Here is a 24,502-nt window from a genome sequence, read left to right as displayed (position 1 = left end):
GTGTTTTTTTGCGTAAAAAAGTGTTACATATCGCAAAAATGTTGGATATTTGCCAAGTCCATCATGCGCTAGAATTTACTTATTGGATGATTGATTGAAAGGAGCTGGAGTGATTGGGGGATAAGAAACCGCTGCTCATCAAGCTGATACGCAGAGATAAATTGCTGCTGCTGATGTTTTTACCGGTGTTTCTGTATTATTTCATATTTTGTTACTTGCCAATGCCGGGAATCCTCATTGCTTTCAAAAACTTTACACCGGGACATGGTGTATTCGGGGGCGAATGGGTAGGGCTTAAATGGCTGGACCAGTTCGTCCATTCTCGTTATTTCTGGCGACTGCTGAGGAACACTTTCTTGCTTGCGTTCTATCCGCTAGTCATCGGGTTCTCGATTCCCATCATTTTTGCCATATGCGTTGTCGAGATTAAGAATGGCTTCTTCAAGCGGTTTGCCCAAACGGTGACCTACCTGCCGCACTTTATCTCAACGGTTGTCATCGCGGGGATGATCATTAACTTCCTGTCGCCAACGGACGGAATTGTGAATACGTTACTGGCTTCCATGGGCATGGCCAAAATTAATTTCATGATGGCGCCTGAATGGTTTCGATCCATCTTTACGGTATCGGGGATCTGGCAAAGCTTCGGTTTCAGCTCCATTATCTACATCGCGGCTATTATGGGGATCGATCAGGAAATGTACGATTCTGGAAAGATTGATGGCGTTAACAAATTTCAAGAGGTATGGCATCTCACGCTGCCAAGCTTGAAACCAACGATTGTGATTCTGTTCCTGCTCTCTATCGGCGGCATTATGAGTGTGAATTTCGAGAAGGTGTATCTACTCTACAACGGCGCCACTTACGAAACAGCTGACGTGATCTCAACCTATGTATACAGGCAAGGGATCGAGTCACAGAACTTTGGCTTTGCTACAGCAGTCGGATTATTCAATTCCATTATCAGTTTCATCTTAGTATATGCCGCCAACCAAGCAAGTCGTCGTGTGAACGATATGTCGTTGTGGTAACCGCGACTTAAGAAAGGAGGCCTTCATGGTTAAATCATGGACGGACCGGAGCTTTTATGTCATCGTGTACAGTCTTGTCGCGCTAGCGATCGTTGTGACCTTATATCCCTTTATTTATGTAGTCAGCATCTCTATGAGTTCAGTAGAAGCGATTGACAATAAGTTAGTTACGTTCTTACCTGTTAATCTAAATTTTGATGGGTACAAAATGGTGCTCGGCTATTCGGAGTTGTGGAAGTCTTACTACAACACCATTTGGTATACGGTTGTGGGGACAGTCTTCAATCTAGTGGCCACGTGTTTAGCGGCTTATCCGCTTTCGAGGAAGGCATTCTTCCTGCGGAGAAAGCTCAATTTCTACATCGCATTCACGATGTACTTCTCTGGCGGTTTGATTCCCATTTATATGGTGATCACGGAATTAGGGCTTTACAACACGAGGTGGGCGATGATTCTGCCTGTTCTGGTAAGCACCTTTAATGTCATGATCTTGCGATCAGCCTTCGAGGCGATTCCGAATGAGATATTTGAGAGCGCCAATATGGATGGCGCCAAGGATTTCACTTTACTGTTCCGGATTGCGATACCGCTTACAAAACCGACGTTAGCGGTACTAACTCTCTACTATGCCGTTGCCCATTGGAACGATTTCTTCAATGCCCTGCTGTATCTCGGGAAGTCGGAGCTCCAGCCTCTGCAGATTTTCCTGCGAAGAGTGCTTATCATGGCCTCACCTGAGATTATGCAGAAAATGGGGGGAGAGACAGCGGCTAAAGCACTTGCTGTTTCAACGCTGCAGGTTCGTTACGTTTCGATTGTTGTCAGCATTTTACCGATTATTACGATCTATCCGTTCATTCAGAAGTATTTCGTTCGTGGTATCACGTTAGGTGCAGTCAAAGGGTAGCGATACTCTTGCTGGATAGATAACTGGGCTTTATATATTAAGGGAGGGTTCGTATATGAAAAAAACACTCAAAACAACGGCAAGTTTGTCTCTGATTACTGCTTTATTCGCTATGGTAGCCGCAGCCTGTACAAGTAATAGCGGCGCTGAGCCTGCTGCAAGCACGGGGGCGGCAACGACGAAACCCGATGCGAGTGCTGCACCAGCGGGGTTCACATACACAGGCACAGGGCCAATTACCGATAAAGCCGGTTCGCTCAAAATTCTGGCAACGAATGCATGGACGAACAATGTGGATCTCAATCAAGCTCCGATTGTCCAAGAGTTGAGTAAACGAGCAGGCATTACCGTCAATTGGGAGCTGCTTCCGCCATCGACTTATCAGGATGCAATTAGCCCGCGACTTGCCGCAGGAGCCGATCTTCCCGATGTGATCTATCAGTTGGACCAGGATCAGACGATGAAGAACATTCAGGGAGGCTTGTTCAAACCTCTGAACGATTATATCGATAAGTATGGCGTGAACATCAAGAAGCTGTTCGAGAAATACCCTGCGCTGAAAGCGAGCTTAACGACACCAGACGGGAAGATATACTATCTACCGCAATTGGCTGTGACGAAGAACTATATGCCTACTTTTATGGTGAATGTCAGATGGCTGGAAAAACTAAATCTCAAAGAGCCAACAACGCTCGATGAATTCACGGATATGCTGCGCAAGTTCAAAGCGAATGATCCGAATGGCAATGGCAAACAGGATGAAATCCCGTTCTCCGTAGCGCCTAATCAACTAGCGAGTGCATTTGGACCTGTATTCGGATTGGATCTAGCGAATAACTTCTACGCAGACAAAGACGGTAAAGTGCATTATTCATTCTATGAGCCGAACTATAAGGAGTATTTAACCTACTTAAATAGTTTGTATAAAGAGGGATTGTTAGAGTCGGATTTCGCCAGCGTTACTGCGGATCAGATTACATCGAAATTCTCGCAAAACATTACAGGCGCTACATTTAACTTTAGTTGGTATACCTCCATGGTATATAGCAAGCTGTTCAAGGATTACGATCCTGCACAGCCGCTCATTAAAGGGATCGCACCATTCAAAGGGCCGCATGGCGATCAGTTCTATATTGGTCGTAATCCCATCACTGGTATATTCGGCGTTTCGAAGAATGCGAAGGATCCAGAGCTGGCTTTCAAATTCTTGGACTATGCGAGCAGTGAAGAATCCAAGGAGATGTATGCGTGGGGACTGAAAGGACAGACGTTTGATGTGGTTGACGGTAAGAAACAATTTACGGAAAAGGGCAAGGATAATGATTTTATCCAGAAATTCGGTATCAATCCAACGAACTTGCCGATTGAGCAATCCGTCGATGCAACGGATGTACTGGTAGCGCCATGGCATGCTAAGATTGATAAAGAGATGGAGAAATATATCAAAGCACCATTCCCATTCGTCTACGCGCTGAAAGCTGAGGCGGATAAAGAGAATACGGTGATGCCAGATATTACAACCTATGTGAACGAAATGAATATCAAGTTTATTACCGGCAAGGAAAGCCTAGATAAATTCGATAGCTATATCAAGTCGTTGAAAAGTATGGGTGTTGAGGATGTCATCAAAGGTAGACAAGCGCAATATGACCGTTATCTCACAGCCAGTAAAAAATAATAACGATCGTCGTATGTGTAACGAGCACAGCAGCCGCGGATAGGGCTGCTGTGTTTATCCATTTTGCGGCGACGAATTTCGAAAAGGACGGTCTCAGGATGAGAAGACTCACCTATACGCTGCTGTTCATCGTGATCTGTACTTCGATTGGTGTCGTCCTATTCGTTGGCAAGGGTGAAGACCCTGGGCTGATACCAGGAGCATCGCACACGAACAAAACGGGGCAAGATCTAGCGCCAACTACCTTGCATCTGCTGTTTCCTTTGGAGAAGCCGGCTGCCCAAGATGAAGTTATCCAAGCTGTTGAGAACAAGTTAGCCAAGGACGGTCTGCCGATTAAGCTCAAATTCACCTATATTCCCTATGATCAGTACTGGAAGAAAATGTGGCTGAATGCGGCAAGCGGGGAGCCTTACGATATTGCCCTATCCGCATATTCGAATATTGCGGATTTAGTTTCGAAGAAAGTATTAGCCCCCTTGGATGATGCGCTGCGCGATTATGGTCCTGCGATCGTAAACAGCACCCCAGATTACGCATTTCAAGGTGTCACGATTAACGGTCATATCTACGGTATCCCTCGTGTGATGCCGATCGCAGAGTTTCAGAGCTTCGTGCAGATTCGAGGTGATCTGAGGAAGAAGTATGGGTTGCCAGAGATAAGAACAGTGGCCGATATGGACAGGTATTTGGAGACGATTCATCAGAATGAACCGACTATGACGCCCTATTTTTACGACACGGGTCGTTTCTTGCTTCGAGAATATGGAGATGTTGCCTTTTTCGCGGGGGGGTACTTGAATGCTCCAGTCTATATTGACCCAGCGGATCCGCAGCTTAAGGTCAGAGATACCTACGAGTCGGATTTCTTCGTGCGTATCATGGAGAAGATGCATGAATGGCAAGAGAAGGGTTATATCCCCTATGGTCCGTCGGATACCTCGAAATATCCGGATCCAGAGCTTGCTTTTAACTCAGGCAAAGTGGCCGCAACCTGGAGTGTTGTCATGAAGCAAACCGAGCGAATTGATGCGTTCAAAGCCATGCTTCCAACGGGAGAGCTGGAGAATGTATATTTGCATCCAGAGAAGCCGAAGTATCTGTACGCAGGGGCTGACAATATTCTGTCGGTATTTTCGACAAGCCAGCATGTGAATGAGTCGGTTGCTTTCCTCAATTGGCTGAGAAGCAGTCAGGAGAATTACGATCTCTTCACCTATGGAATCAAAGATGTGAATTACAAGCTAAAGGACGAGGCTATCGTTTATGAAGGTATCGCACCTGAGCATCAGTATAACCCGATTAGTTGGACTTGGAATGATATCCGGTTTGCTCGGTTTAGTACTTATATCTCGCCTGCATACAGCAAGGAGCTGCGGGATTGGGATAAGGAAGCGATCGTTTCCCCGACGCTCGGCTTTGTACCTGATCTGGCTCCAATTAAGTCGGAGATAGCCCAGCTCAATGTGATCATTACAGAGTATTTGCCGAAATTGTATGATGCCAAGATGGATTGGACAACGACAATGGCTAGCTTCAGAGTCAAATTAAAAGATGCGGGAATGACGCATGTGATTGCGGAAATTCAACGGCAATTTGATGCATACCGCGCAAGTAGAAAGGGTGAAAAATCATGATTACTGTATCAGCAGATGGGAGCGGCGACTTCCTGAGCATACAAGAGGCTGTTCATCATATCCCAGAGGGACAGACAGAGCCAACAATCATTCATATTAAAAGCGGTATATATAAAGAGAAGTTATATATCGATAAATCATGGATAACGCTAGTTGGCGATGGAGCGGACACGACCGTGATTTCTTATGATGATTATGCGAAAAAGGTGTTTCCGAGCGGTGAACCTTACCACACGTTTCATTCTTACACGGCCTATATAGGTGGGGATCATATTACGGTAGAAGGGATTACCTTTGAGAATACAGCAGGAAGTGGGGACGTCGTAGGGCAAGCTTTGGCCGCTTATGTGGATGGGGACTGCGTAGCCTTTCGCGATTGCAGATTCCTCGGCCATCAGGACACGCTGTTCACGGGACCGCTACCACCGAAACCGCGAGACCGCGGCAGCTTTGGCGGTCCAAGGGAAGGTGCGCCGAGACGTCCAGTGAGGCAGTATTACGAACGCTGCTATGTGGAGGGGGATATTGATTTTATTTTTGGCTCAGCGACAGCGGTGTTTGAGGACTGTGAGATTGTTTCCTTGGGACGCGGCTGGATTACAGCAGCCTCTACGCCGGAGGAAGTTCCCTATGGTTATGTATTTCTGAGGTGTAAGCTATCTGGTGATGCCCCTGAGCAGTCAGTTGGCCTAGGGAGGCCGTGGCGGAATTATGCGAAGACTGCATTCATAGATTGCTGGATAGGCTCCCATATCAAGGCTGCTGGCTGGGATCGATGGAATGAACAGGAACCGGTCGATGAGGTTGTGTACATGGAGAGCGGGAGTGTGGGTCCTGGTGCTGTAACGAGTGGGCGCGTTGAGTGGGCATTGGATTTGCCGGCTGGTGAGTCGGCCGCGTGGACAGCCCAGCGAGTTCTAGCAGGTGACGATGGATGGGATCCGTCGGTACGGAGCGGGAGGTAAGACACGATAGCGGCTTGCGCGTGGCCTTAAGTGAAGCCCGCGCCCGCAGCGGGAGGGGGAAACGAGAGATAGCGCCCAAAAAGGGCGCTAATGCGTTCCCCCCGGCGTGGCAGCCGAAGGATAAGGCCCATTTTGGGCCTTAAAGAGATGCCCGCGCCCGCAGCGGGAGGGGGAAACGAGAGATAGCGCCCAAAAAGGGCGCTAATGCGTTCCCCCGGCGTAGCAGCCGAAGGATAAGGCCCATTTTGGGCCTTAAAGAGAAGCCCGCGCCCGCAGCGGGAGGGGGAAACGAGAGATAGCGCCCAAAAAGGGCGCTATTGCGTTCCCCCCGGCGTGGAAGCCGAAGGATAAGGCCCATTTTGGGCCTTAAGAGAAGCACGCGCCCGCAGCGGGAGGGGGAAACGAGAGATAGCGCCCAAAAAGGGCGCTAATGCGTTCCCCCCGGTGTGGCAGCCGAAGGATAAGGCCCATTTTGGGCCTTAAAGAGAAGCCCGCGCCCGCAGCGGGAGGGGGAAACGAGAGATAGCGCCCGAAAAGGGCGCTAATGCGTTCCCCCCGGCGTGGCAGCCGAAGGATAAGGCCCATTTTGGGCCTTAAGAGAAGCACGCGCCCGCAGCGGGAGGGGGAAACGAGAGATAGCGCCCAAAAAGGGCGCTAATGCGTTCCCCCCGGTGTGGCAGCCGAAGGATAAGGCCCATTTTGGGCCTTAAAGAGAAGCCCGCGCCCGCAGCGGGAGGGGGAAACGAGAGATAGCGCCCGAAAAGGGCGCTAATGCGTTCCCCCCGGCGTGGCAGCCGAAGGATAAGGCCCATTTTGGGCCTTAAGAGAAGCACGCGCCCGCAGCGGGAGGGGGAAACGAGAGATAGCGCCCAAAAAGGGCGCTAATGCGTTCCCCCGGCGTGGCAGCCGAAGGATAAGGCCCATTTTGGGCCTTAAAGAGAAGCCCGCCCCCGCAGCGGGAGGGGGAAACGAGCGATTAGCTTGCTATAGGCCATCAGGAGGATAGCTCCTTGGCGGTTTTTCTTCGTAATGGAAAAGTTACCCGTATTGACAATCATTATCGATAAAAATATAATTATTATTATATTATAATAATTATAATTAATGTTATACTTTTCATCCATTACTTATGGCAGCCCTGAATCAAGATACGACATTAGGTGCAATGATCGAACCCTAAGTCGATGCACACCATACAATGAGAAATGAAAGAGGAGGTTACCCTAATGGTCAAACATGATCTGAATCAAGCCTTACAGCGGATGCGAGCTAGAAATATCCCGTTAACTCCGCAACGGCGAGCGTTGCTAACGTATCTATATGAACAGGAAAGTTACGTGGCGGTGAAGGATATTTGCGAGGCAATGGTCGGCGAGTATCCGCATGTGAACGCAATGACCGTTAACAGTTCTCTGCACGTTTTTAAACAGCTAGGATTAGTGAATGAGTTGGCGGTTGGAGGAACCTCTTTACGATATGAAGCTGCCGTATGTTCGTAAGTCAATTTGAATACTAGTACGCCAGTAGCCGACCGTAATCATGCCATTGTCCATATAGTTGATTGAGACGGGTATGTTCAATGAACTTGGTCAAACGATTCTGATACAACGTTGCGTCTTTTCGTACCGACTGAATATTGTCGAGTTTCACTCTCACGTAGAGTGCTGGCAAGGATTGAAAATGACCATAGAGCACTTCGTCCTGACGCAATTGCCTCAAAATATCTTCATCTATGGTGAAAGAGGCCGTGTTCATATCAGGCAATACTTCATGCCCAACTTCTGTCATGAGGCCTAATTTATCTAACCGCCGGACACGCTCTTTATTGAGCTCTGTCCATTTGCTCTTTTTTTTCCGAGGGGAGAAGCGTTGTGCTGTGTGGGAGTCATCAACTTTCTTTGTTGTGCTGTCAATCCAGCCAAAGCATAAGGCTTCTTCCACAAAGTCAATGTAACTCATGGAAGTGCGCTGAGTAGGAACTAGCCAACAATAACTCTCTGTATTGTGATTGTTAACTAGCCACTCACGCCATTCTTGTCGCGTTTCTACTTGTACTAGTTTATCTATGATCATAAATGATAGTCACCTCCGATTAGTGGTTGTTACGATTTGCAAATAATGAGCATTGTACCTAATGCCGAGCACGTTGCCAAAAGGATTGATGACGGAAGCCGTGATGAATACTTCGCTGCGGTGTGTAGATGGTTCGTACTCTACGGCTCCATGGCCTTCAAGTTTGTAAGTGTGGCATCCATATTATCAACATGCAAGTATGGTCTATATGAGTATTGTAAACGGTGCACACTGACAACTTTATGTCAGTGTGTTTATTTATTTGTTTGATAGCTGGGGGATGATGTAAGGTGTTATCTCTGAACAAACTGACCCAAGCTAACTGGATTTTATGCAGCTATTTCAAGCGGAATCAGGGTATTCGGCAAACTAACTGGATTTTCTCCCGTTATTTCAGGCGGATTTCGTCAAATGGGGCATTTCGAGCAAAATTAGATGTAGAAAATCCATTTAAACGCTCCAAAGGCTAGTTTTCGCTAGAAATAGATGTAGAAAATCCTGCTAATCCCCAGAAGCTACCCAGCCACGGCCTGACAACGCTCAGACCGTGGCCTACCACTCGTGATTGTCGAAAAATATGAAAGATTGTTACAGAAGTAATATAGATGTCCAGGGGACATCGCAGGATTCCATGTAGATGTTGAGAAACCGTTGAGAAATGCAGCTTTACTCTGCAACAGGTAAAAGCTAGAAATTGCGCCTAAAAAGCGAACTATTTAAAAGAAATAAGAGAAAAACGTTCGTTTTTTCAAATTGACATGGCACGTCAGTTGGTAGTAAACTAGGAAAGCGGGAAATGAAGCCGCACTAATTGAAAATGTCGAATCAACTCGTATAAAATCAGGAATAAGGCCTGGAAGTATCTACCCAAAAACCATGAATTTTTGGACTACGAGGAAACGAATGAGGGGAACCATAGGAAATGATGGTCTTTTTGCATTCGGTTCTTTTGCTGTCCAGCGTGTAGAATCGTGAATTCTAGCTCTGGGCATTTTTCTATTATATAGGTGACGAAAGTGGGTTTAAGATGACGACGGTACGTGTTGGTGTAATTATGGGAAGCCAGTCGGATTGGGAAACGATGAAGCATGCTTGTGATATGTTGGACGAACTGGGTATAGCGTATGAGAAGAAGGTTGTCTCCGCGCATAGAACGCCAGATCTGATGTTTGATTATGCAGCATCGGCTATCGAACGTGGGTTACAAGTCATTATTGCCGGAGCAGGCGGTGCGGCGCATTTACCAGGAATGGTTGCAGCCAAAACGGAGCTACCGGTTATTGGTGTTCCAGTCAAAACGTCTACGCTGAATGGTATGGACTCTTTGCTTTCTATCGTGCAAATGCCAGGCGGCATTCCGGTTGCTACCGTTGCGATCGGCCATGCAGGTGCTACGAATGCAGGTTTGCTCGCTGGACAAATTCTGGGCGCATTTGACCCAGATATTCAAGCGAGAGTGAAAGCACGCCGTGCGCGCATCACGCAAACGGTGCTAGAAAGCAGTGACAACCTATGAGTGACACTTCCAGCGGTAAGGTGATTGGGCCAGGCGGAACCATCGGTATCCTTGGCGGCGGGCAATTAGGCCGTATGCTGACGCTAGCCGGACGCAATATGGGGTATCGCTTCGTGACGCTCGACCCGACAGAGGACGCACCTTGCGGGCAAGTGGCGACGCAAATTGAGGCGAATTTCGACGACGTGGAGGCAGCTAGAAAGCTGGCCGCACTGTCGGACGTAATCACGTACGAGTTCGAGAACGTCGACGCGCACGTTACCAATATCTTGATGGAAGAGTCCTATGTTCCACAAGGCAGTCATCTTTTATACACGACCCAGCACCGTCTTCGTGAAAAAAGAGCGATTGAAGCAGCAGGTGTGCCAGTAGCGCCTTATGCAGAGATCAAAAGCGAAGCGGACCTTAGAGAAGCGGCTGAGCGCTTCGGCATTCCATGCGTGCTCAAAACCGCAACCGGCGGTTATGACGGCAAAGGGCAATGGGTGCTTCGCTCCTTAGACGAAGTCGCAGAAGCTTATGAAACGCTAAGCCGCGCCAAAACCGAGCTAGTGCTCGAACAATTCATTCATTTTGACAAAGAATTATCCGTTATTGCAGCTAGAAGTCCACGCGGTGAGGTTAAAGCATTTCCTGCCGCTGAAAATATACATGTACATAATATTCTGCACGAATCCATCGTACCGGCACGTATTCCAGTGCCCGTGCAGAAGGCAGCCGAAGAACTCGCGATTCGTATCGCGGAGTCGCTCGGTGTCATCGGGCTCATTGCAGTTGAGCTATTCCTAACCAAGGATGGTCAACTGTACGTCAACGAGCTTGCGCCACGCCCGCACAATTCCGGGCATTACACGATGGAAGCTTGCCGGACTTCGCAGTTCGAGCAGCATGTACGCGCGATTTGTAATTTGCCTCTGGGCTCAACGGAATTGTTGACGCCTGTGGTCATGGTCAATCTGCTAGGCGAGCACATTGCGCCGCTGCACGATCGACTTGCGGATCCAGGCTTCCTAGAGAATGAAACGTTAGGCGTCTCTGCCAAACTTCATTTGTACGGCAAGAAAGAAGCGAAAGAGAAACGCAAAATGGGTCACATCAACCTTTTAACCGACGATGTTGAGAAAGCATTGACTTGGATAGAACAGACAGGCATTTGGGAAAGTAAGTAAAAGACAACAACTGGAGGAACGGAACATGATCGATCGTTATACACGCCCTGAGATGGCAAGCATTTGGACAGAACAGAATAAATTTCAAGCGTATTTGGAAGTAGAAATTCTTTCTTGCGAGGCTTGGGCAGAGCTTGGCGTTATTCCGAAGGAAGATGTCAAAGTATTGCGCGAAAAAGCGAGCTTCAACATCGACCGCATCTACGAAATCGAGCAAGAGACGCGTCATGACGTTATTGCATTCACACGTGCTGTATCCGAAACATTGGGGCCTGAGCGCAAATGGGTTCACTACGGTTTGACTTCAACTGACGTTGTTGATACAGCGATGGGCTACTTATTGAGACAAGCAAACGAAATTTTGGAGAAAGACATCATTAATTTCATTGAAATTCTTCGCAATAAAGCGATCGAACATAGAGATACAGCGATGATGGGCAGAACGCATGGTGTTCATGCAGAGCCAACAACATTTGGTTTGAAAATGGCGCTATGGTACGAAGAAATGAAGCGTAACCTGGAGCGTTTCCGTACCGCTGCGAATGGCGTGCAATTCGGTAAAATCTCAGGAGCAGTAGGCACGTACGCGAACATTGATCCGTTCGTTGAGCAATATGTGTGCGAGAAGCTAGGCACAACGCCAGCTCCAATCTCGACACAAACACTGCAACGTGACCGCCACGCAGATTACATGGCTACATTAGCGCTAATCGCGACTTCCATGGACAAATTCGCAACAGAAATCCGTGCGCTTCAGAAGAGCGAGTTCCGTGAAGTGGAAGAGCCGTTTGCCAAAGGTCAAAAAGGTTCCTCCGCAATGCCGCACAAACGTAACCCTATCGGTTGCGAGAGCATTTCTGGTCTATCCCGTGTTATTCGTGGACACATGGTGTCCGCTTATGAGAACGTGACGCTATGGCATGAGCGCGATATTTCGCATTCTTCCGTAGAGCGTATCATCCTGCCAGATTCGACGCAGCTGTTGAACTACATGCTGAACCGTCTTGGCAACATCATCAAGAATTTGACGGTATTCCCTGAAAATATGAAACGCAACATGCGCAGCACGTACGATGTTCCTTTCTCTGGCCGCGTGATGACGAAGTTGATCGACAAAGGTTTTGCCCGTGAGCAAGCATACGATACGGTACAACCGAGAGCGATGCAAGCATGGGAAGAGCAACGCTCCTTCCGCGAAATCGTTGAGAACACATCGGTCATCACCGAAGTGCTTAGCCCAGAAGAAATCGCAGATTGCTTCGATCCTAGCTGGCATTTGAAACATGTAAGTACGATCTTTGACCGTCTTGGTTTGAACTAGAAGATAGAGATACATTTACCTAGGGGAAAGGGAGTGGAATTCGTGGCAAACGCAGGCGTGATCGTAGATACAGCTGAGGAAATGATTAATGCACCCCTTGTGCACAAAGGCAAAGTACGTGAATTGTATGATCTTGGCGATAGCTTTTTGATCGTGGTAACGGATCGAATTTCGGCTTTTGATTATATTTTGAAGCCTGGTGTTCCGGATAAAGGGTATGTGCTGAATGCACTCAGCAAGTACTGGTTCGGTATTACTAGCGGTTATATGAACAATCACATCATCCACACGGATGTTGAGAAGCTTCAAGCGATTATTCCAAGTGCGGAAGATCGTGAATTGTTGAAGGAACGTATTATTGTAGCGAAAAAGGCAGAGCGTATCTCCATCGAGTGCGTGGTGCGTGGCTACATTACGGGGAATGGCTGGAGACAGTACGAGAAAACCGGGGAAATTAACGGTATTCCACTACCTGAAGGCCTGCGCAAAAATCAGCGCTTGGCAGAACCGATTTTCACACCAGCAGCGAAAAACGATGTCGGTCATGACGAAGATATTTCGCTAGCGCAAATGAAAGAGTTGGTTGGTGAAGAGCTGACCTACGCATTGCAAGAGCGCAGCATCATGCTGTACGTGTTGGCGCATTCCATCTGTGAGCAAAAAGGCATTATTTTGGCAGATACGAAGTTTGAATTCGGTTTTTATGCGGGCGAACTTATTATAATTGATGAGATTTTCACACCGGATTCTTCCCGTTATTGGTCAGAAGATAAATATGCGTTGGATATCGAGATTGATTCCATGGACAAAGAGCCTGTTCGCACATATTTGGCGGGATCTGGCTGGGACAAAAATAGTGAACCGGACGAACTTCCAGCATCCGTAGTGGAAGAGACTTCGAACCGATATAAAGGCATTCTGCACCGCTTGGTTGACTCGAAATAAACGGCTACGCAGTCCTTGATGGATGGGTGCGTTTATCAAGAAATATAGCCGATGTAATAAGTGAAACATATTCTTACTAACTATATTTAAAATAACGCTGAGGAGCGATTTCACGATGAAAGCAACAGTTTATGTAACGATTAAACAGAACGTATTGGACGTGCAAGGAACAGCTGTTCAAGGAGCACTTCACTCCATGGGCTTCGAAGAAGTTGGCAAAGTGCGCATCGGTAAATATTTGGAGCTTGAGCTTGGTACTACAGACAGAGCAGAAGCGGAAACACGCGTAAAAGCAATGTGCGAGAAGTTGCTTGCAAACACAGTAATCGAAGACTACCGTTACGAACTAGTGTAATAAGAGGGTTAGCCCACGTACATGCTTGCGAGAGAGTTTGAAGTTTTACTACAGCACAACTTTTAGGAGGAAGAAGTCATGAATTTTGCGGTTCTTGTGTTCCCGGGATCGAATTGCGATATCGACTTGTACAAAGCGATTGAAGATACAATTGGTCAACCCGTTGACTATGTGTGGCATACGGACGGCGACTTGTCCAAATATGATTGCATCCTAGTACCAGGAGGATTCTCTTACGGGGATTACCTGCGTTGTGGAGCGATTGCTCAGTTTACGAATGTCATGAAGGCTGTCGTGAAAGCTGCGGAAGAAGGCAAGTACATTCTAGGTATTTGTAACGGATTCCAAGTGTTGACGGAAGCTCGTTTGCTGCCAGGGGCCTTGCTGCGCAATAACGGCATGAAATTCCGCTGTCACCAAGCGGTTCTGAAAGTTGAGAACAATACAACGGCGTTCACGCGTGATTATGCGGAAGGTGAATTGATCAACATTCCGATTGCGCACGGTGAAGGCAACTACTACTGTGACGAAGCTACATTGAAAGATTTGCAAGAGAATAACCAAATCGTGTTCCGTTATGAAGCGGGCAACAACCCGAACGGATCACTTGATGATATCGCAGGAATCAGCAACAAAGCAGGGAACGTAGTGGGTATGATGCCCCATCCTGAGCGCGCCATTCATGAGATTCTAGGCTCCGCAGACGGTAAGAAAATGTTCACATCAATTCTAAGTGCTTGGAGGGAAAAACATGACGCAGCAGCTATCCGCTAAGGAACCATCCCCGGAACAAATCGCGGAACAGAAGATTTACAAGCAAATGGGTGTAACCGACGAGGAGTTTGCTAAGATTTGTGGTTTCCTTGGTCGTACTCCGAACTATGTAGAAATCGGCGTATTCAGCGTAATGTGGTCCGAGCACTGTTCTTACAAAAATTCCAAACCTGTTCTTCGCAAATTCCCAGTTACAGGACCTCGCGTTCTTATGGGACCTGGTGAAGGTGCAGGGATTGTAGATATCGGGGACAACCAAGCGGTTGTTTTCAAAATTGAAAGTCATAACCACCCTTCCGCTATCGAGCCTTACCAAGGCGCGGCGACAGGTGTGGGCGGTATTATTCGTGATATTTTCTCCATGGGCGCACGCCCAGTTGCGCTATTGAACTCCTTGCGTTTCGGTAAATTGGAAAACGATCGCGTGAAGTACTTGTTCGAGCACGTTGTCTCCGGTATCGCTGGATACGGTAACTGTATCGGGATTCCGACAGTCGGCGGCGAAGTGATGTTCGACGAGAGCTACGAGGGTAACCCGCTCGTTAACGCAATGTGCGTGGGTCTAATCGACCACGACATGATCCAACGCGGTGTTGCCAAAGGTGTAGGCAACCCAGTCTTCTACGTAGGCCCGGCAACTGGCCGCGACGGTATCCACGGTGCGACATTCGCATCCGAGGAATTGACGGCTGAATCCGAAGCGAAGCGTCCAGCGGTACAAGTTGGCGATCCGTTCATGGAAAAGCTAGTCCTAGAAGCTTGTTTAGAGTTAATCGATTCCGGCATCGTGCTAGGAATTCAAGATATGGGTGCAGCGGGACTTACGTGTTCCTCCGCTGAGATGGCAAGTAAAGCAGGGAACGGTATGGAGCTGTACCTGGATGAAGTTCCACAACGCGAAGAAGGCATGACAGCGTATGAAATGATGTTGTCGGAGTCCCAAGAGCGTATGCTATTCGTTGTAGAGCCGAAGGATGAGGCGCAAGCGAAAGGCATCTTCGAGCGTTGGGGCTTGCACTGTGCGAAAGTCGGTAAAGTAACCGACGACGGTTTCTTGAAATTGATTCACCACGGTGAAGTCGTGGCGAACATGCCTGTAGGCGCACTCGTTGACGAGTGCCCGGTTTACAATAAGCCAAGCAAAGTGCCGGCTTATTACGAAGCAAGCGCAGCGATCGATACAACTCGTTACCCTGAGGTAACGAAGTTGACGGATGCGCTGAAATCCGTGCTCGCGTCCCCGACGGTAGCGAGCAAAGAGTGGGTTTACAACCAGTATGACTACATGGTTCGTACGGAAACAGCTGTGCGTCCAGGTTCTGACGCAGCAGTCGTAACGATCCGCGGCACGCGCAAAGGTCTTGCGATGACAACGGATTGTAACGGACGCTACGTGTACCTTGATCCGGAAGTGGGCGGACGTATCGCGGTTTCCGAAGCAGCGCGCAACATCGTTTGTTCCGGTGCTGAGCCGCTTGCAGTGACGGATAACTTGAACTTCGGTTCTCCGGACAAGCCTGAAATCTTCTGGCAGTTGGAGAAATCCACGGACGGTATGGCAGAAGCTTGCCGCTTCTTGGATACGCCGGTTATCGGCGGAAACGTTTCGCTTTATAACGAAAACTCCAAGGGCGCGATCTACCCGACTCCGGTTATCGGAATGGTTGGTCTTGTGCATGACACAGACCACATCACGACGCAAAACTTCAAAAACGAAGGCGACATCATTATCCTGCTAGGCGAGACGAAAGCAGAGCTCGGCGGCAGCGAATTCCAATATGTGATTCACGGTGTAACCGAAGGCCGTCCTCCAGAGTTGGACTTGGCTACCGAGAAACGCCTGCAAAACGCAGTGCTTAAAGCGATCCAAGAAGGTCTAGTTGCTTCTGCACATGACTTGTCCGAAGGCGGCTTGGCTGTAGCACTTGCAGAAAGCTGTATCAGCGGAAACATCGGCGCAGAAGTTAACGTAACTTCTGAACTGCGTCCTGATTTCGCATTGTTCAGTGAAACACAATCTCGTATCGTATTGAGCGCGACACCAGACAAAGCGGATGCTTTGAAACACTGGATCGCTTCCCAAGGCGTACCATATCAAGAAATCGGAAAAGTAACAGGTTCCTACTTAACTGTGAAAATCAATGACGAACAGCGTCTCCAGTCTCCTGTAAGCGAGCTGGCGAAAGTCTGGAAGGATGCGATTCCATGTCTAATGGCGTAAAGCAATCCAAGGCCCTGAAGCTTCCTGAGGCTCCACTAGTGCAACTAGCTGGAGGCCAGCACGAGCTTTGGACAGGTGACTACTACAACGAAGGTATTGGCGGCCAAGGCGGATTGTTCGATAAGCTGAATGAAGAGTGCGGGGTGTTCGGGGTGTATGGTCATCCCGAAGCTTCCTCCCTATGCTATTACGGGCTGCACGCCCTTCAGCATCGTGGACAGGAAAGTGCCGGCATCTGTACAGTCGATGGAGGCAAATTCAACTATTACCGTGGGATGGGACTTGCGAAGGAAGTTTTTACAAATGATAACTTGCATCCACTTACGGGTTCAACGGCTATCGCGCATGTGCGCTATTCAACAGCAGGCGAAAGCAAGCTTGCGAATGCACAGCCACTCGTGTTCAAATACCGCGAAGGCGATCTAGCGATTGCAACGAACGGGAATCTTGATAATGCCAACATTATCAAACGTGAACTGGAGCGGAAGGGTTCCATTTTCCAAACAACAAGTGATACTGAAGTTATGGCGCATCTGATTGCTCGCTCCGAGCATGATGATATTGTTGATGCCGTTAAGGATGCGATGAATCAAGTCATCGGCGGTTTCGCCTTCCTTATTATCACCAAAGATAAATTGATTGCTGCACTTGATCCAAACGGCTTGCGTCCGTTCATGATCGGTCGTCTGGGTGAATCCTACTTGTTCGCGTCAGAGACTTGTGCCTTCGATGCGGTTGGGGCAACCTATTTCCGTGATGTACAACCTGGCGAGATCATCGTGATTGATCGTGATGGCTTCCGTTCGGAACGTTTTGCAGAAGGCAGCAAGCGCGCGATTTGTGCGATGGAATACATCTATTTTGCTCGTCCAGACAGCGACATTGATACCGTCAATATTCATTCCGCTCGTAAACGGATGGGTAAACGACTGGCGATGGAAGCATTCGTGGATGCGGACATTGTAACCGGCGTGCCGGATTCCAGTATTTCAGCTGCGATTGGTTTTGCGGAACAAACCGGGATTCCTTATGAGCTGGGTCTGATCAAAAACCGCTACACAGGCCGGACGTTCATCATTCCAAGCCAAGAGCTTCGTGAGCAAGGTGTCAAAATGAAGCTGAGCGCCGTTCGCAAGGTGGTCGAAGGCAAGCGTGTCGTGATGATCGATGACTCCATCGTTCGTGGGACAACGTCCTTACGCATCGTCAACCTGCTTCGTGAAGCAGGGGCAACGGAGGTTCATGTGCGGATTTCTTCGCCGCCATTTATGAACCCATGTTACTACGGGATTGATACGCCAGATCGCAAAGAGCTTATCGCGGCGATGAACTCTATCGAAGAGATTCGTAAGGCAATCAACGCGGATTCGCTTCATTTTTTAACCAAGGATGGACTGCTGGATTCAATCGGTCAAGGTTCCGCAGGCAAAGAGAGCGGATATTGTACGGCTTGTTTCGATAACAGCTATCCAACGGAAATTGTTGATGTGACGAAGGTCGGTTGTGCTTGTGATTAAAGGATGATTCAGCTAAAGGCTGATTAGGGGCAGCATTGGGGCCACGGTCAGGAAAAAAGAGAGAAAACGGGGGTCTAACGACCTCCCCCATATATAGACAAACTAAGGAGTGTTGGTCAGTGTCGGATGCTTATAAAAAGGCTGGCGTCGATATCGCGGCGGGGAACGAAGCAGTAGAACGGATGAAAAAGCACGTAAAACGGACATTCCGTCCGGAAGTGTTAACAGATCTCGGAGGCTTCGGCGGGCTGTTCAGCTTGAACAAAGACAAGTATGAGGAGCCTGTACTCGTATCGGGTACGGACGGCGTGGGCACGAAGCTGAAGATTGCTTTTGCCATGGATAAGCATGATACGATTGGGATTGACGCGGTTGCGATGTGCGTGAACGATATTATCGTGCAAGGCGCAGAGCCGTTGTTCTTCCTAGACTATCTCGCTTGTGACAAAGTCATTCCAGAGAAAATTGAAGCGATCATTAAAGGGATCGCCGACGGTTGTGCGCAATCAGGTTGCTCACTAATCGGTGGCGAAACGGCGGAAATGCCGGGCATGTATGCTGAAGGGGAGTATGACATTGCTGGCTTTACGGTTGGAATCGTCGACAAGAAAAAGATCATCGACGGAACAACGATCCGTCCTGGAGATGTCGTGCTAGGACTAGCTTCAAGCGGTGTACACAGCAACGGGTTCTCGCTTGTGCGCAAGCTTTTGCTAGAAGATAACGGATATACGCTTCAAGGGCATGTGGATGAGCTTGGCGACAAGCTTGGCAACGTGTTGCTTGAGCCAACGAAGCTGTATGTGAAGCCAGTTCTTGCTATGTTGGAAGACGTAGCGATTAAAGGGATGGCGCATATCACAGGCGGCGGTTTCATCGAAAATATTCCGCGGGTTCTGCCGGATGGCGTGAACGTGGATATCCAATACGGATCATGGCCGATCCTTCCAATCTTCTCCTTGATGCAACGTGTAGGTAACATCACGAATAACGATATGTTCCGCACATTCAACATGGGAATCGGGATGGTTGTGATCGTGGCAGCTGACGATGCAGAGAAAGCAATCGCTGCAGCCCAAGCACAAGGCGAGAAAGCATACCGTCTAGGTGTTGTAACCGAAGGAGAGCGTGTTGTTACGTTCCAAGGAGCTGACGTCTAATGCAGCCTTATCGCATTGCGGTGATGGCTTCAGGCAGCGGCTCGAATTTCCAGGCCATTGTGGATCAGGTACAGAAGGGGAAGCTTGATGTTAGCATCGAGCTTCTTGTCTGTGACCGCCCACAGGCGTTCGTTATCGAGCGGGCCAAGGAAGCGAAGGTACCTGTCTTTGCCTTTAACCCGAAGGAATACGCGAGCCGTGAGGCTTATGAGACGTTGATCTTGAAAGAGCTACAGGATCGGCAGGTTGATCTGGTCGTGATGGCAGGATACATGCGGATTATTACGAATGTGCTGGTTGAGCCGTTCTTCGGGCGGATGATTAACATTCATCCGTCGTTGTTGCCATCGTTCCCCGGCGTGCGCGCTGTGGAACAGGCGGTTGAGTATGGCGTGAAGCAGACAGGCGTCACGGTGCATTTCGTCGATGGCGGGCTGGATTCCGGCCCGATCATCGCTCAGCGTGCCGTGGAAATCCACGAGCACGAGACAGCCGATTCGCTCACGGAGCGAATCCATGCGGCCGAGCACGTGCTGCTGCCGCAGGTTGTGCGGTGGCTGCGCGAGGGCCGCGTGAGCTTGGACGGCCGCAGGGTGAGCGTGCGGAAGTAGGGTTTGGAAACGACACGCGCATGGGTGCGTGTGTGGCACTTATCATTTTTTATATAGCGCTAGACGTTCTACTTCGACTCTTAGTGATGTTTTTCATCACTAAAGAGTCGAATATGCTCCGCAAAGTGGGAGTGTTGTGTGTTTAGTGATGTTTTTCATCACTAAAGAGTCGAATATACTCCGCAAAGTGGGAGTGTCGTGTATTTAGTGATGTTTTTCATCACTAAAGAGTCGAATATGCTCCGCAAAGTGGGAGTGTCGTGTATTTAGTGATGTTTTTCATCACTAAAGAGTCGAATATGCTCCGCAAAGTGGGAGTGTCGTGTATTTAGTGATGTTTTTCATCACTAAAGAGTCGAATATGCTCCGCAAAGTGGGAGTGTCGTGTATTTAGTGATGTTTTTCATCACTAAAGAGTCGAATATGCTCCGCAAAGTGGGAGTGTCGTGTATTTAGTGATGTTTTTCATCACTAAAGAGTCGAATATGCTCCGCAAAGTGGGAGTGTCGTGTATTTAGTGATGTTTTTCATCACTAAAGAGTCGAATATGCTCCGCAAAGTGGGAGTGTCGTGTATTTAGTGATGTTTTTCATCACTAAAGAGTCGAATATGCTCCGCAAAGTGGGAGTGTCGTGTATTTAGTGATGTTTTTCATCACTAAAGAGTCGAATATGCTCCGCAAAGTGGGAGTGTCGTGTATTTAGTGATGTTTTTCATCACTAAAGAGTCGAATATGCTCCGCAAAGTGGGAGTGTCGTGTATTTAGTGATGTTTTTCATCACTAAAGAGTCGAATATGCTCCGCAAAGTGGGAGTGTCGTGTATTTAGTGATGTTTTTCATCACTAAAGAGTCGAATATGCTCCGCAAAGTGGGAGTGTCGTGTATTTAGTGATGTTTTTCATCACTAAAGAGTCGAATATGCTCCGCAAAGTGGGAGTGTCGTGTATTTAGTGATGTTTTTCATCACTAAAGAGTCGAATATGCTCCGCAAAGTGGGAGTGTCGTGTATTTAGTGATGTTTTTCATCACTAAAGAGTCGAATATGCCCCGCAAAGTGGGAGTGTCGTGTGTTTAGTGATGTTTTTCATCACTAAGTAGGGCATCCCGCAAGAAATATCCGCTTTAGTGATGTTTTACATCACTAAGCATTCATTCACATACAATCCCATTCCCTAAGGAGGAAGCATAGTGGCAATCAAAAGAGCACTGATCTCCGTTTTCGATAAAACGGGCATCGTTGAATTCGCGAGCGAGCTGTCAAAGCTGGGCGTTGAGATCATTTCCACAGGTGGTACGCTTAGTTTGTTAAAGGATAAAGGGGTACCGGTTATCGGTATTTCCGAGGTTACAGGGTTCCCAGAAATTATGGACGGCCGTGTGAAAACACTTCACCCGAACGTGCATGGCGGACTTCTGGCTGTTCGTGACAACGAAGAGCACCAAGCGAGCATGAAAGAGCTTGGCCTTGAGTACATTGATCTGGTTGTCGTGAATTTGTATCCTTTTGCAGAGACGATTGCGAAGCCTGATGTTACGTATGAAGATGCGATCGAGAACATCGATATCGGTGGACCTACCATGCTTCGTTCCGCAGCGAAAAACCATGCTTTCGTTTCCGTTATCGTAGACACGAATGACTATGCGAAAGTGTTGGAAGAAGTGCAAGAGACGGGCGACACGACACTTGCTACGCGTAAAACGCTTGCTGCAAAAGTGTTCCGTCACACGGGCGCTTACGATGCTTTGATCGGCGACTATTTGACTGGCCTCCAAGGTGAGCCTTACCCAGAGCGTTACACAGTAACGTTTGAGAAAATGCAAGAGCTTCGCTACGGCGAAAACCCGCACCAAAGCGCAGCGTTCTACCGCACGCCGAATGCAGCTGCTGGCAACATTACAACGGCTGAACAATTACACGGTAAGGAATTATCCTACAACAATATTAATGACGCTAATACAGCCCTTCAAATTGTAAAAGAGTTCAGCGAGCCTGCGGTTGTTGCCGTTAAGCACATGAACCCTTGCGGCGTAGGTATCGGAACGAACGTGCTTGAAGCTTACACGAAAGCGTACAATGCTGACCCGACGTCCATCTTCGGTGGTATCGTGGCTGCGAACCGTGCGATCGACGAAGCGACTGCACAATTGCTGCATGAGATTTTCTTGGAAATCGTCATCGCGCCAGATTTTACTCCAGAAGCGCTTGATATTCTGGCTAAAAAGAAAAACATCCGCCTACTGAAAGTAGCCGGTTTGGATACGATTGCTGGTCGTGAGTCTCAGCCAGTGATCACAACAGTTGAAGGCGGCATGCTGGTACAAGCTAGCGATGCTTACCAACTGACAGAAGCCGATTTGAAAGTCGTTTCCGAGCGTCAACCGACAGCGGAAGAGATGAAGCAATTGCTTTTCGCATGGAAAGTCGTTAAGCACGTTAAATCTAATGCCATCGTTCTTGTGGCTGATGATATGACTGTTGGCGTAGGCGCGGGTCAAATGAACCGTGTTGGCGCAGCAAAAATCGCGATCGAGCAAGCTGGCGACAAATCGAAAGGCTCCGTCCTTTCGTCCGATGCTTTCTTCCCGATGGGCGACACGCTCGAAATGGCAGCTAAAGCCGGCATCACTGCGGTGATTCAACCAGGCGGCTCCATCAAAGACGAAGAATCCATTCGCGTTGCCAACGAAAATGGTATTGCGATGGTCATGACAGGCGTTCGTCATTTTAAACACTAAAACAATTGAGAATGCTCACGATTCGTAAGGGGACCGTGGGCATTCCCCATGAGAGGGGATTTCAGCAATGCGTGTATTAGTTATTGGACGTGGCGGACGTGAGCATGCGATTGTATGGGCACTTAGCAAAAGCCCGAAGGTCAGCAAACTGTTCTGCGCACCAGGCAACGGCGGTATCGCTGGCTTAGCGGAATGCGTGCCGATTACGGAACTACAGTTCGAAGAGATCTCTACATTTGCCAAGGAGCAGGCAATTGATTTGGTTATGGTCGCGCCTGATGATCCGTTAGCGGCAGGTTTGGTCGATCATCTGGAGTCCAAAGGCATCGCAGCATTCGGCCCTCGCGCCAACGCAGCGATTATCGAAGGCAGCAAAGTGTTCATGAAGCAGCTGCTCAAAAAATACAGCATCCCTACAGCTGCTTACGAGTCGTTCGACGCATACGAGCCAGCACTGGCATACTTGCGCTCGCAGACAGCGCCAATCGTTATTAAAGCTGACGGCTTAGCCGCTGGTAAAGGCGTTACTGTTGCCCAAACGATGGAAGAAGCCGAAGCTGCGTTGAAGGACATCATGGTTGGGCAGGTTTTTGGGGCATCGGCAGGCGCAAGCGTCGTGATCGAGGAGTTCCTGACCGGGCAAGAAATGTCCTTGCTGGCGTTCGTGGATGGTTCGACGGTGCGTTTGATGGTGCCTTCGCAGGATCATAAGCCGGTTTTTGATAATGATAAAGGACCGAATACAGGCGGAATGGGTACATACTCCCCACTTCCACATATTCCTGAGTCCATCGTGCAAGAAGCACTTGTGAACATCGTTCAACCGACAGCCGATGCGATGGTAGCAGAAGGCCGTCCGTTCAAGGGCGTGCTGTACGCGGGTCTGATTTTGACTCCGAACGGTGTAAAAACCATCGAGTTCAACGCGCGCTTCGGTGACCCTGAGACGCAAGTCATTTTGCCGCGATTGCAAACGGATTTGCTGGATATTTTTCTAGCGATCAACAACGGTACGTTGGCTGAGCAGCCAATCGAGTGGAGCGAGCAAGCCGCAGTCTGTGTCATCGTCGCTTCCCCAGGATACCCTGGTCCGTATCCGAAGGGATTGCCAATTACGGGACTGGATCAAGTGCAAGATGCATTAGTGTTCCACGCGGGTACCGCAGTTGATGAGAACGGGCAAATCGTCACCAATGGTGGGCGCGTGCTCGGGATCACGGGCCTTGGCAAGGACATCGTAGAAGCTCGTCAGAAAGCTTATGCGGATGCGGATCGGATTCATTTTGAGGGTAAGCATTACCGGACGGATATTGCAATGAAGGCATTGAGATAAGTTATAGGAACGGCAGCTAGCTAACACAAATACACAGTCTCTTTGTGCGAATACCCGATTGGGGTGTCGCGTGAGGGGCTGTGTTTTTTTGTGGAGATATGGAGGGAAGCACGGAGGAGGGAACGGTTGATCTATGTTCCATTCAGCAGGTGGGGGAGAGATAGTTGGTGACTTGGTGGAGTAAAATTACGGACGTTCTTCATCGTAGGATTACGATAGAAGCCAATTTAGCTACTTAACTAATAGGGTTAGCTGTTGGGATTATGTCTGGTCGTAGTGTGATATAATGAGAAGAAAGTTAATCAGAGGTGGTGACTGGCTTGAAGACGGAAAAGGAACTGGATGAAATTTACAAGAAAATTGAAAAATCCGTACAAGATAAAGCGAGAAAAGCTGGGGCTCCCATTTTTATATAGAAAATGGTAAGCGTATTCGGCAAGAGCCAACTGGGGAGCGTTATGTCCAGGTTATCGATTCTGACGGGAAACTGATTGATTATAAACTGTAAAGAGGTCTCAAATACAGCACTGGCCGGCATGGCTAGTTCATGCA

Annotated in this window: 19 protein-coding genes and 1 riboswitch; of the genes, 18 read left to right on the top strand and 1 reads right to left on the bottom strand. The window is 48.5% G+C overall.

Features of this window, described 5'->3' with window-relative positions; translation table 11 throughout:
• Positions 1-113: 113 nt before the first annotated feature.
• The 6 genes from A8708_RS33855 (at position 114) to A8708_RS33830 (ending at position 7,717) form a co-directional block, all read left to right on the top strand.
• On the top strand, positions 114-1,031 hold the full coding sequence (locus A8708_RS33855) for an ABC transporter permease (RefSeq protein ID WP_068671354.1): 918 nt from the start codon (positions 114-116) through the stop codon (positions 1,029-1,031).
• 25 nt (positions 1,032-1,056) lie between these two features.
• Positions 1,057-1,938 carry a carbohydrate ABC transporter permease gene (locus A8708_RS33850; protein ID WP_068671352.1) on the top strand — a complete coding sequence of 294 codons (882 nt, stop codon included), beginning with the start codon at positions 1,057-1,059 and terminating at the stop codon, positions 1,936-1,938.
• A 55-nt stretch (positions 1,939-1,993) separates the two neighbouring features.
• Positions 1,994-3,616, top strand: coding sequence for an extracellular solute-binding protein (locus A8708_RS33845; protein ID WP_068671350.1), 1,623 nt, complete (start codon positions 1,994-1,996; stop codon positions 3,614-3,616).
• 98 nt (positions 3,617-3,714) lie between these two features.
• Positions 3,715-5,253: an ABC transporter substrate-binding protein gene (locus tag A8708_RS33840; protein ID WP_082927984.1), complete on the top strand. Its 1,539-nt coding sequence runs from the start codon at positions 3,715-3,717 to the stop codon at positions 5,251-5,253.
• Complete coding sequence (locus A8708_RS33835) at positions 5,250-6,218, top strand: pectinesterase family protein (RefSeq protein ID WP_068671348.1); 969 nt, start codon at positions 5,250-5,252, stop codon at positions 6,216-6,218. Before A8708_RS33840 ends, A8708_RS33835 begins: the two co-directional genes overlap by 4 nt.
• A 1,226-nt stretch (positions 6,219-7,444) precedes the next feature.
• Positions 7,445-7,717, top strand: a complete 273-nt coding sequence (locus tag A8708_RS33830; RefSeq protein WP_068671346.1) for a Fur family transcriptional regulator — start codon at positions 7,445-7,447, stop codon at positions 7,715-7,717.
• A 13-nt stretch (positions 7,718-7,730) separates the two neighbouring features.
• On the opposite strand, the gene A8708_RS33825 is transcribed toward A8708_RS33830, so the two are convergent.
• Positions 7,731-8,291: a YdeI/OmpD-associated family protein gene (locus tag A8708_RS33825; RefSeq protein ID WP_068671344.1), complete on the bottom strand. Its 561-nt coding sequence runs from the start codon at positions 8,289-8,291 to the stop codon at positions 7,731-7,733.
• 810 nt (positions 8,292-9,101) lie between these two features.
• Positions 9,102-9,203: riboswitch (purine riboswitch) on the top strand.
• Positions 9,204-9,318: 115 nt separating this feature from the next.
• On the opposite strand from A8708_RS33825, the gene purE reads away from it, so the two are divergent.
• The 12 genes from purE to purD all read left to right on the top strand — a co-directional run bounded on the left by purE (position 9,319) and on the right by purD (position 23,950).
• Positions 9,319-9,807 (top strand): 5-(carboxyamino)imidazole ribonucleotide mutase, encoded by a 489-nt coding sequence (purE, locus tag A8708_RS33820; protein WP_068671343.1) that lies wholly within the window; start codon positions 9,319-9,321, stop codon positions 9,805-9,807.
• Positions 9,804-10,976 carry a 5-(carboxyamino)imidazole ribonucleotide synthase gene (purK, locus tag A8708_RS33815; protein WP_068671341.1) on the top strand — a complete coding sequence of 391 codons (1,173 nt, stop codon included), beginning with the start codon at positions 9,804-9,806 and terminating at the stop codon, positions 10,974-10,976. The genes purE and purK overlap by 4 nt, the downstream gene beginning before the upstream one ends.
• 25 nt (positions 10,977-11,001) lie before the next feature.
• A complete protein-coding gene (gene purB / locus A8708_RS33810; protein ID WP_068671339.1) occupies positions 11,002-12,297 on the top strand; it encodes an adenylosuccinate lyase in 1,296 nt (431 codons plus the stop codon).
• Positions 12,298-12,354: 57 nt separating this feature from the next.
• Complete coding sequence (locus A8708_RS33805; protein WP_204787695.1) at positions 12,355-13,242, top strand: phosphoribosylaminoimidazolesuccinocarboxamide synthase; 888 nt, start codon at positions 12,355-12,357, stop codon at positions 13,240-13,242.
• A gap of 115 nt (positions 13,243-13,357) precedes the next feature.
• Entirely contained in the window at positions 13,358-13,597 is a 240-nt protein-coding gene (gene purS / locus A8708_RS33800; protein WP_065850552.1) for a phosphoribosylformylglycinamidine synthase subunit PurS, read from the top strand.
• A gap of 78 nt (positions 13,598-13,675) precedes the next feature.
• Positions 13,676-14,371 (top strand): phosphoribosylformylglycinamidine synthase subunit PurQ, encoded by a 696-nt coding sequence (purQ, locus tag A8708_RS33795; RefSeq protein ID WP_057311519.1) that lies wholly within the window; start codon positions 13,676-13,678, stop codon positions 14,369-14,371.
• Positions 14,349-16,592 (top strand): phosphoribosylformylglycinamidine synthase subunit PurL, encoded by a 2,244-nt coding sequence (gene purL, locus A8708_RS33790; protein ID WP_068671337.1) that lies wholly within the window; start codon positions 14,349-14,351, stop codon positions 16,590-16,592. The genes purQ and purL overlap by 23 nt, the downstream gene beginning before the upstream one ends.
• Positions 16,577-18,109, top strand: coding sequence for an amidophosphoribosyltransferase (gene purF, locus A8708_RS33785; RefSeq protein ID WP_082927982.1), 1,533 nt, complete (start codon positions 16,577-16,579; stop codon positions 18,107-18,109). Before purL ends, purF begins: the two co-directional genes overlap by 16 nt.
• A 119-nt stretch (positions 18,110-18,228) precedes the next feature.
• Complete coding sequence (purM, locus tag A8708_RS33780; protein ID WP_068671335.1) at positions 18,229-19,269, top strand: phosphoribosylformylglycinamidine cyclo-ligase; 1,041 nt, start codon at positions 18,229-18,231, stop codon at positions 19,267-19,269.
• Entirely contained in the window at positions 19,269-19,880 is a 612-nt protein-coding gene (purN, locus tag A8708_RS33775) for a phosphoribosylglycinamide formyltransferase (RefSeq protein ID WP_068671332.1), read from the top strand. The genes purM and purN overlap by 1 nt, the downstream gene beginning before the upstream one ends.
• Before the next feature lie 1,189 nt (positions 19,881-21,069).
• A complete protein-coding gene (purH, locus tag A8708_RS33770; protein WP_068671330.1) occupies positions 21,070-22,617 on the top strand; it encodes a bifunctional phosphoribosylaminoimidazolecarboxamide formyltransferase/IMP cyclohydrolase in 1,548 nt (515 codons plus the stop codon).
• A gap of 67 nt (positions 22,618-22,684) precedes the next feature.
• Positions 22,685-23,950, top strand: a complete 1,266-nt coding sequence (gene purD, locus A8708_RS33765) for a phosphoribosylamine--glycine ligase (RefSeq protein ID WP_068671328.1) — start codon at positions 22,685-22,687, stop codon at positions 23,948-23,950.
• Positions 23,951-24,502: the final 552 nt, after the last annotated feature.

This window comes from Paenibacillus oryzisoli (assembly GCF_001653565.1).
Classification (GTDB): domain Bacteria; phylum Bacillota; class Bacilli; order Paenibacillales; family NBRC-103111; genus Paenibacillus_E; species Paenibacillus_E oryzisoli.
The sequence above is the reverse complement of the archived record's forward strand: the minus strand, read 5'-3'. Positions and strand labels throughout refer to the sequence as shown.

Excerpts from the sequence above, each read along its gene's own strand:
- A8708_RS33850 (WP_068671352.1), top strand. The coding sequence starts at position 1,057 with ATGGTTAAATCATGGACGGACCGGAGCTTTTATGTCATCGTGTACAGT.
- A8708_RS33845 (WP_068671350.1), top strand. The coding sequence starts at position 1,994 with ATGAAAAAAACACTCAAAACAACGGCAAGTTTGTCTCTGATTACTGCT.
- A8708_RS33840 (WP_082927984.1), top strand. The coding sequence starts at position 3,715 with ATGAGAAGACTCACCTATACGCTGCTGTTCATCGTGATCTGTACTTCG.
- A8708_RS33835 (WP_068671348.1), top strand. The coding sequence starts at position 5,250 with ATGATTACTGTATCAGCAGATGGGAGCGGCGACTTCCTGAGCATACAA.
- A8708_RS33830 (WP_068671346.1), top strand. The coding sequence starts at position 7,445 with ATGGTCAAACATGATCTGAATCAAGCCTTACAGCGGATGCGAGCTAGA.
- A8708_RS33825 (WP_068671344.1), bottom strand. The coding sequence starts at position 8,291 with ATGATCATAGATAAACTAGTACAAGTAGAAACGCGACAAGAATGGCGT.
- purE (WP_068671343.1), top strand. The coding sequence starts at position 9,319 with ATGACGACGGTACGTGTTGGTGTAATTATGGGAAGCCAGTCGGATTGG.
- purK (WP_068671341.1), top strand. The coding sequence starts at position 9,804 with ATGAGTGACACTTCCAGCGGTAAGGTGATTGGGCCAGGCGGAACCATC.
- purB (WP_068671339.1), top strand. The coding sequence starts at position 11,002 with ATGATCGATCGTTATACACGCCCTGAGATGGCAAGCATTTGGACAGAA.
- purS (WP_065850552.1), top strand. The coding sequence starts at position 13,358 with ATGAAAGCAACAGTTTATGTAACGATTAAACAGAACGTATTGGACGTG.
- purQ (WP_057311519.1), top strand. The coding sequence starts at position 13,676 with ATGAATTTTGCGGTTCTTGTGTTCCCGGGATCGAATTGCGATATCGAC.
- purL (WP_068671337.1), top strand. The coding sequence starts at position 14,349 with ATGACGCAGCAGCTATCCGCTAAGGAACCATCCCCGGAACAAATCGCG.
- purF (WP_082927982.1), top strand. The coding sequence starts at position 16,577 with ATGTCTAATGGCGTAAAGCAATCCAAGGCCCTGAAGCTTCCTGAGGCT.
- purN (WP_068671332.1), top strand. The coding sequence starts at position 19,269 with ATGCAGCCTTATCGCATTGCGGTGATGGCTTCAGGCAGCGGCTCGAAT.
- purD (WP_068671328.1), top strand. The coding sequence starts at position 22,685 with ATGCGTGTATTAGTTATTGGACGTGGCGGACGTGAGCATGCGATTGTA.